The 7,822-nt window shown below is 69.0% G+C and carries 8 protein-coding genes and 1 pseudogene; 6 read left to right on the forward strand and 3 right to left on the reverse strand.

Annotated elements, in window-relative coordinates; translation table 11 throughout:
* Positions 1-61 precede the first annotated feature (61 nt).
* Positions 62-1,081, reverse strand: a complete 1,020-nt coding sequence (locus ACWDTP_RS35720) for a L,D-transpeptidase (RefSeq protein WP_450027947.1) — start codon at positions 1,079-1,081, stop codon at positions 62-64.
* Between the two features lie 142 nt (positions 1,082-1,223).
* Positions 1,224-2,444: an MFS transporter gene (locus tag ACWDTP_RS35725; protein WP_450027948.1), complete on the reverse strand. Its 1,221-nt coding sequence runs from the start codon at positions 2,442-2,444 to the stop codon at positions 1,224-1,226.
* 65 nt (positions 2,445-2,509) lie between these two features.
* Between ACWDTP_RS35725 and ACWDTP_RS35730 the strand changes: the two genes are divergently transcribed.
* The 3 genes from ACWDTP_RS35730 to ACWDTP_RS35740 all read left to right on the forward strand — a co-directional run bounded on the left by ACWDTP_RS35730 (position 2,510) and on the right by ACWDTP_RS35740 (position 3,974).
* Positions 2,510-2,899 carry a PPOX class F420-dependent oxidoreductase gene (locus ACWDTP_RS35730; protein ID WP_450027949.1) on the forward strand — a complete coding sequence of 130 codons (390 nt, stop codon included), beginning with the start codon at positions 2,510-2,512 and terminating at the stop codon, positions 2,897-2,899.
* On the forward strand, positions 2,896-3,198 hold the full coding sequence (locus ACWDTP_RS35735; protein WP_450027950.1) for a thiamine-binding protein: 303 nt from the start codon (positions 2,896-2,898) through the stop codon (positions 3,196-3,198). The genes ACWDTP_RS35730 and ACWDTP_RS35735 overlap by 4 nt, the downstream gene beginning before the upstream one ends.
* Before the next feature lie 83 nt (positions 3,199-3,281).
* Positions 3,282-3,974, forward strand: coding sequence for a class I SAM-dependent methyltransferase (locus ACWDTP_RS35740; protein WP_450027951.1), 693 nt, complete (start codon positions 3,282-3,284; stop codon positions 3,972-3,974).
* An 18-nt stretch (positions 3,975-3,992) separates the two neighbouring features.
* Here the strand turns inward: ACWDTP_RS35740 and ricR are convergent, their stop codons facing one another.
* Positions 3,993-4,298: a copper-sensing transcriptional repressor RicR gene (ricR, locus tag ACWDTP_RS35745; RefSeq protein WP_450027952.1), complete on the reverse strand. Its 306-nt coding sequence runs from the start codon at positions 4,296-4,298 to the stop codon at positions 3,993-3,995.
* Positions 4,299-4,414: 116 nt separating this feature from the next.
* Here ricR and ilvD point away from each other — a divergent pair, with 116 nt between their 5' ends.
* The 3 genes and pseudogenes from ilvD to ACWDTP_RS35760 all read left to right on the forward strand — a co-directional run.
* On the forward strand, positions 4,415-6,130 hold the full coding sequence (ilvD, locus tag ACWDTP_RS35750; RefSeq protein ID WP_450027953.1) for a dihydroxy-acid dehydratase: 1,716 nt from the start codon (positions 4,415-4,417) through the stop codon (positions 6,128-6,130).
* Between the two features lie 122 nt (positions 6,131-6,252).
* Positions 6,253-7,236 (forward strand): annotated as a pseudogene (locus ACWDTP_RS35755) (ankyrin repeat domain-containing protein); the annotation flags it as partial.
* A 3-nt stretch (positions 7,237-7,239) separates the two neighbouring features.
* A partial coding sequence (locus ACWDTP_RS35760) for a hypothetical protein (protein ID WP_450027954.1) occupies positions 7,240-7,822 on the forward strand: 583 nt, incomplete at its 3' end.

Below are 7,822 nucleotides of genomic sequence, written 5' to 3' on the forward strand. Positions count from 1 at the left end.
ATAAAAGTGCCCGGTTTCGCTGGAAACCGGGCACTTTTGTGTCTGCTCGCGCAGGAACGGTCTAGAACATCTGCCAGTCCGACGCCCCGTCCGGCGCGTTGTAGAGACCCTTGCTGTTCTTGATCACGACCGGATCTCCGCTGCCGAAGTTGTCGTAGAACCACTTGGCGTTGGCCGGGCTGAGGTTGATGCAGCCGTGGCTGACATTGCGCTTGCCCTGGTCACCGGTCGACCACGGCGCACTGTGGACGAAGATGCCGCTGTTGTCGATGCGGACCGCGTCCTGCACCTTGAGCTTGTAGCCCTCCGCCGAATCGTTCGGCACGCCGTAGGTGGCCGAATCCATGATGATGTCGGGGAACTTCTCCAGCACGTAATAGGTGCCGTTCTTGGTCTCGTGCTTGCCGTCGGGCTTGCCCATCGACACCGGGAAGGTCTTCTCCAGCTTCCCGTTGCGCATGATCTCCATCTGGTGGGACTTGTCGTCGACCGTGGCCACCAGGTAGTCACCGACCCGGAAACTGGACTTGGTGCCCGCCGCGTCAATGTTCACCACGGTGTTGGACGGCCAGAAGTCCTGGGGCCGCCACCGCAGCTGGGTGTCGGTGACCCAGTAGAAGCGGCCCGCCACCGGCGGGTTCGAGGTGATCCGGATGGCGTCCTGGGCCATCTGCCGGTCGGCGATCGGCCGCTGGAAGTTGATGTAGATCGGCTTGGCCACACCCACCATCGACCCGTTGACCGGGTTGAACGACGGAGGCAGGAACGGCGCCTCACCGGTGAACGGCTCGGCGCTCTGGCCGGGCGCGGTGCCCTCGAACGGGACGGTCGGGGAGCCGTAGTTGGTGATGACGGGCGGCGACGCCGGATCGGCCGCGGCGGGGGCGGCCGGGGCCGGTGGCGCGAGCGGATCGGCCGGCGGGGCCGCGATCGGCGCCGGCGGGGCCACCCCCGGGTCGACCGGGGCCGGTGGTGGCGGAACTTCGGGATCGGCCATCGCGGACGGGCTCATGACCAGTCCGCCGATCAATCCGGCCGCCATGAAAACGGTGATCAGCCTGCGTTTTGCCGGTTTCGGCATGCGTTACCTCCAGACAGCACAACTAGCTACAGTGTCGCACAGCGCGGAGACCAGCTACTGCCGCGAGAGACCGTCATGCCCCGACATCGTCCGAGTCCACGGCGCTGAACTGCGATGTTCATCGCGCCCGGGGTGTGCGGCGTTACGTTTCCCTGTTCCGCAGGGAACCCGGAAACACCCCGCGAGTGGCGATTACGCCGCACATGGCAATGACGATCAGGGTCGCGGCGGTCGCGATCATGGCGGTCAGGCCCGCACTGTCATAGATACCGCCACCGGCCAGGGCCCCGCCCATGATGCCGATCTGAAAGGCCGCGACGTAGAGCCCCGACGCCCCGTCCGGATCCTCCGGCGCCGTCCGCATCGCCGAGGCCTGCAGCATCGGGGGCAGCGCCGTCGATGCGGCGCCCCACAGCACCACCGCCAGCGTGCCCGCCAGCACTGTGGCCAATCCGGGATGGCGGCCGATCGCCAGGATCGACAGCGCCACCAGCGCCACCGCCAGCGCGGCCAGGCAGGCGACCACCGACGCCTTCGGCCACTGGTCCAACGGCCGGGCCATCGCCGCCATCGCGACCAGCCCGGCGATGCCGTAGCCGGCCAGCAGCCAGGCCAGATGCGCCCCGTGCACGCCGACCACATCGCGGATGATCACGACGACGAACGTGTAGGCGATGAAGTGCCCGGTGACCCCGATGAGGGTGAGCGCCGACAAGGTCAGCAGCCGCCGGTTGCGGTGATGCCGGGGCGGCGCCGCGGCGGCCTCCTGGGCCGCGGCCATCGGCGGCAGCGCCGCCCACGCCGCCAGCGTCACCGCCAGCGCCGTCGCCGCGACCACCCCGACGGCCAGCCGCCAGCCCCACAGCGCGCTCATCGCCGCGGTCAGCGGATTACCCACCACCAGAGCCAGACCCGTGCCCACATAGACCGCGGCGGTGGCCCGCCCGGCGTGGCTGGCCGGCACCAGCCTGGCCCCGATCGGTGCGATCACCGACCACATCAGGCCGTGCGTCAGCGCACACAGCACGCGGCCGCCGGCGAGCACCGCGAAATTCGGCGCCAACGCCGAGATCACCTGGGACACGGTCAAACACACCAGGGTGAGGATCAAGGTCCGGCGGCGCGGCCAGCGCGCGGTGAGCCGCACCAGCAGCACCGTGGTGAGCGCGGCGACCAGGGCGTAGCTGGCCATCAGGGTGCCGACCAGGCCTTCGCTCACCCGCAGGTCGGTGGCGATCGCGGGCAGCGCCCCGACCGGCAGGATTTCGGCGGTGACGTAGACGAACGCCGCCGCCGCGAGCACCATGAGCCGCATGGCGACGCGCAGGGTCCACGGACTTGCCGTCGGCGCTTCCACGGTCATGCTGGAATGCCACGCTAGTGGCTCGACGTGACAGCTCGCGATAACCGAACCGAGAGGATCCCCAAATGGTTGCCGTTCCGGATGGCTATGAAGACCTGCTCGACCGGCCCATGTTCGGCCACCTCGCCATCACCAGACCCGACGGCACCGTACAGGTGAACCCGATGTGGTTCGGCTGGGACGGTGAGCGGCTGCGCTTCACCCACACCACCAAGCGGCAGCGGTACCGCAATGTGACGGCACATCCCGAGGTGGCCATGTCGATCCACGATCCGGACAACCCGTACCGCTACCTCGAGGTGCGCGGTGTGGTCGAGGAGATCGTGCCCGACCCGACCGCGGCGTTCTTCCTCGAGCTCAACGACCGCTACAGCGGTCACCTCACCGAGGTGCCGGCCGACGCACCCGACCGGGTGATCCTGGTGGTCCGCCCGACCCGGTACAGCAAACAGTGATCGCGGCGTTCAGCATCAGCCCGGCCGGCGGCGACGAATCCGGCGGTGTCGGCGCCGCGGTGGCCGAGGCGGTGCGGGTGGTGCGCGAGTCGGGCCTGCCCAACGAGACCAATGCGATGTTCACCAACGTCGAAGGCGAGTGGGACGAGGTGATGGCCGTGGTCAAACGGGCGGTCGAGGCGGTAGCGGCGGTCTCTCCCCGGGTCAGCCTGGTGCTCAAGGCCGATATCCGTCCCGGCTACACCGGGCAGCTCACCGCCAAGGTGGAACGCATCGAGCGCGAACTCGACCGAGACTGATTGTGACCTGAGTCACAGGGTGTCACGGATGCGGCTCGGCCGGTGTCTCGTGCCCGTACACCGATACGAAGGAGCGCGACGTCATGAACCAACCGTTCGAGGAGATGTTCGAAGCCGTCTACCGGGGCGAGGTCCCGGAAGCGGGCGCCGGGGCCATCACCGCCGGAGCCAAAGCGCCGTGGAGCATCGGCGAACCGCAGCCGGAGCTCGCCGCCCTGATCGAGCAGGGCAGATTCCACGGCGAGGTGCTCGACGCGGGCTGCGGTGAGGGCGCGATCTCGCTGCATCTAGCCGAGCGGGGATTCAGCACCGTCGGGCTGGACCTGTCCCCCACCGCCATCGACCTCGCCAAAGCCGAAGCCGACCGCCGCGGCCTCACCACTGCGACCTTCGAGGTCGCCGACATCAGCAGTTTCACCGGCTACGACGGCCGGTTCGGCACCATCGTCGACAGCACGCTGTTCCACTCGATGCCCGTCGAGGCCCGCGAGGGCTACCAGCAGTCCATCGTCCGCGCCGCGGCGCCGGGAGCGGTGTACTTCGTGCTGGTGTTCGACCGGGCCGGCCTGCCGGACGGCCCCGCCAACGCCGTCACCGAAGACGAGTTGCGGTCGATCGTGGGCCGGTACTGGACGATCGACGACGTCGCGCCCGCCCGGATCCACGCCGTCTTCCCCGACGGTGTCGAGGACCAGTTCCCGATGGTCGACCTCAGGGATGAAGCCGACGGTCGCAAGTCGGTGCCCGCGTTCCTGCTCTCGGCGCACCTGGGCTGAGACCGAACCGGGTACCGCCTAGGACCGCACCAGGCGGGCGATCGCGGCCGAGGCCTCGGCCAGTTTGGCCTCGGCCTCCTGCCCACCTTCGGCGACGGCGTGCGAGACGCAGTGCCCGAGATGCTCGTCGAGCAGGCCGAGCGCCACCGACTGCAGGGCGTTGTTGACGGCACTGATCTGGGTGAGCACGTCGATGCAGTATTTGTCGTCTTCGATCATCTTGGCGATGCCGCGGACCTGGCCCTCGATCCGGCGCAGCCGCTTGGCGTAGTTGTCCTTCTGCAGTGAGTAGCCATGCTCACCCGAGGCCTGCGCGACGTCCATCCCCCCACCATACCGGTACCCCACCGGGGTATGCGGTGCAACGCGGGCGGCACCGGTGCCCGAAGCGAGGCTTGCCTTAGCGAAATCCGATTAGACAGGCTGCGCATACTTGAACGATGAGCCCCACCGCGCCCTCCGATCAGTCGGTCGATATCAAGCCCCGCAGCCGCGACGTCACCGACGGCCTGGAGAAGGCCGCGGCGCGCGGCATGCTGCGCGCGGTGGGCATGGGCGATGACGACTGGGCCAAACCTCAGATCGGCGTCGGCTCGTCGTGGAACGAGATCACCCCGTGCAACATGTCGCTGCAGCGGCTCGCGCAGTCGGTCAAGGACGGTGTGCACACCGGCGGCGGCTACCCGCTGGAATTCGGCACCATCTCGGTCTCCGACGGCATCTCGATGGGCCACGAGGGCATGCACTTCTCGCTGGTGTCGCGCGAGGTGATCGCCGACAGCGTCGAGACCGTGGTGCAGGCCGAACGCCTCGACGGCACGGTGCTGCTGGCCGGGTGCGACAAGTCGATCCCCGGAATGCTGATGGCCGCCGCCCGGCTGAACCTGGCCTCGGTGTTCCTCTACAACGGCTCGATCATGCCGGGCACGGCCCGACTCACCGACGGCTCCGAGAAGGAAGTCACCATCATCGACGCCTTCGAGGCCGTCGGCGCCTGCGCGCGCGGGTTGATGTCGCGTGAGGACGTCGACATCATCGAGCGTGCGATCTGTCCCGGTGAGGGCGCGTGCGGCGGTATGTACACCGCCAACACCATGGCCAGTGCCGCCGAGGCACTTGGCCTCTCACTGCCCGGCAGCGCCTCACCGGTCGCGATCGACAAGCGCCGCGACGACTACGCCCGCAAGTCCGGGGAGGCCGTCGTCGAGCTCCTCCGGCGCGGCATCACCACCGGCGACATCCTCACCAAGGAGTCGTTCGAGAACGCCATCGCCGTGGTGATGGCGTTCGGCGGATCCACCAATGCGGTGCTGCACCTGCTGGCCATCGCGTTCGAGGCGGGCGTGAAGCTGACCCTCGACGATTTCATCCGGGTCGGCGCGAAGGTGCCGCACCTCGCCGATGTGAAACCCTTTGGCAAGCATGTGATGAAGGACGTCGACGGGATCGGCGGGGTGCCGGTGGTGATGCGCGCCCTGCTGGATGCCGGTCTGCTGCACGGCGATTGCCTGACCATCACCGGTAAGACCATGGCCGAGAACCTGGCCCACATCGCGCCGCCCGATCCGGACGGCAAGGTGCTGCGGGCGATGGGCAACCCGATCCACCCGACCGGCGGTATCACCATCCTGCACGGTTCGCTGGCCCCCGAAGGCGCCGTGGTGAAGTCCGCGGGCTTCGATTCGGACGTGTTCGAGGGCACCGCACGGGTTTTCGAACGCGAGCGGGCGGCCCTGGATGCGCTTGAGGACGGCACCATCACCCACGGCGATGTCGTGGTGATCCGCTACGAGGGCCCCAAGGGCGGCCCAGGCATGCGCGAGATGCTGGCCATCACCGGTGCGATCAAGGGCGCCGGGCTGGGCAAGGATGTCCTGCTGATGACCGACGGCCGGTTCTCGGGTGGCACGACCGGACTGTGCGTCGGCCACATCGCGCCCGAGGCCGTCGACGGCGGGCCGATCGCATTCGTGCGCGACGGTGACCGGATCCGGCTGGACGTCGCCAAGGGCACCCTGGACGTGCTGGTCAACGAGGCCGAATTCGAGGCCCGCAAACAGGGTTTTGAGCCGCTGCCGCCGGTCTACACCTCGGGCGTGCTGGCCAAGTACACCAAGCTGGTGAAGTCCGCCGCCCTCGGCGCCGTCTGCACGTAGGAGGCGCTTCCCGTTGCACCGCGCGCCTTGCACCGCGAGCGACCGTGTCTGTACCCAAACACGCCGTAATTCGCGTGCATTGGCGGTCGCTCGCGGTGGATGAACGGCCGGTGGCGAGTGTCGATCCGGGCGCGGTCGACGAGAACGCCATGGACACCGCGGACCGGTTCTGCTCGCTGGCGTCGTTGCGCTATAACGAAACCGATGCGCCGCCACGCTGGGCCGCCGCGGCCGATCTGCTCACCGCCGAGCCGGGCCTGGTCGACGAACACGTCTGGGCCGCGGCGGCGGCCGCCGATCCGGTGGCGCTGGCACGTCATCTCGCGGACCGGCCCGCACTGGCGACGACCGGGGGCGGACCGTTCGGCTGGGTGCCGCTGCTGTACCTGTGCTATTCCCGGGCCCCGTTGGGCCGCAACAACAACGACGTACTCGCCGCCGCCACCCGGCTGCTGGACGCCGGAACCGATCCCGACTCCGGATACCTGTGGTGCGGACTGCCGACCCCGTTCACCGCGTTGACCGGTGTGTTCGGCGAGGGCGAGCAGGGGCCGCGGCGCCAGCCCAGGCACCCGTATGCCCCGGACCTGGCCGCGCTGCTGCTGCGGCGCGGCGCCCACCCGGTCGATCAGCAGACGCTGTATAACCGGATGTTCCGCGCGGACGATTCGCACCTGGAACTGCTGTTCGCACACGGCCTGGCGGATGCCGGGCCGAGCCCATGGGAGGTACGCCTCGGCGGGGCGATGGAGACCCGCGAGCAGATGTGGCGCCGCCAGGTCGCCTGGGCGGCCGAGCACGGGTTCGTCGAGCGCCTCGCCCTGCTCGGCAGGCACGGAATCGACATCACCGGTGCCGAAGTCGTCGTGGCAGCCTTTCCCGACGATCCGAACGTCAGGGATGAACACGGCGCCACCCCGCTGCACGACGCGGCCTTCGAGGGCGACCTCGAGTTGATCGGCCGGCTGCTGGACGCCGGGGCCGATCCCACCCTCGCCGACCGGAGGTTCGGATCGACCCCGCTGCAGTGGGCCGAGCATGCCTATCAGACCGAGGCCGCCACGCTGCTCCGCCAACGTATCTCGGACCAACTCGGGACGGAGTAACCATTGCGGTGGCGTGACAGCGGCGTCCGGACGGCCGAGATGTCCGGTGCCGAGCAGCAGTTCCGATGGTTCACAACCCTTTACGCCATGGCGCTGGTGTTCCACTACTCCGACAGCCAGCCGCTGGCCGTCGTCCCGGCGCTGGTGGCGAGTCTTCCCGCGCTGCTGTTCCCGTCCTCGGTGGGCGCATTCGCACTCATGGTGGCGGCCGGTGCGACCGTCGCAGTGCTGAATCTTCCTGCCGCGTCGAACCATTTGGTGATGACGCTGCTGATCGGCCTCGCCTTCGCCGGTTCCGCCCTGTGGGCAGTCGCCACCGGGAATCGACCGGGAAGCTCCGGCCCGACCGTCTTGCGCTGGTGGCAGGCGGCGCGCGGCCCGGCCGGCCTGGTGCTGCTCGTGGTCTACCTGTTCACCGTGTTCGACAAGCTGAACACGGCATTCTTCGATCCCGCGACCTCGTGCACGGGCGCGCTGCTGGGTCAGCTGCTGGGGCTCAACGGCTTCGCCGGGGTGCCGATCGCTCCTGGCCTGGTCTCGGCCGCCACCGGCGCGGCCGGGGCGGCCGCGGCCGGCCGTGAGGTAA

Source organism: Mycobacterium sp. NPDC003449, from assembly GCF_053588415.1.

Bases quoted from the DNA above. Each gene is read 5' to 3' on its own strand.
- ACWDTP_RS35740 (WP_450027951.1), top strand. From the start codon at position 3,282: ATGAACCAACCGTTCGAGGAGATGTTCGAAGCCGTCTACCGGGGCGAG.
- ricR (WP_450027952.1), bottom strand. From the start codon at position 4,298: ATGGACGTCGCGCAGGCCTCGGGTGAGCATGGCTACTCACTGCAGAAG.
- ACWDTP_RS35720 (WP_450027947.1), bottom strand. From the start codon at position 1,081: ATGCCGAAACCGGCAAAACGCAGGCTGATCACCGTTTTCATGGCGGCC.
- ACWDTP_RS35730 (WP_450027949.1), top strand. From the start codon at position 2,510: ATGGTTGCCGTTCCGGATGGCTATGAAGACCTGCTCGACCGGCCCATG.
- ACWDTP_RS35725 (WP_450027948.1), bottom strand. From the start codon at position 2,444: ATGACCGTGGAAGCGCCGACGGCAAGTCCGTGGACCCTGCGCGTCGCC.
- ilvD (WP_450027953.1), top strand. From the start codon at position 4,415: ATGAGCCCCACCGCGCCCTCCGATCAGTCGGTCGATATCAAGCCCCGC.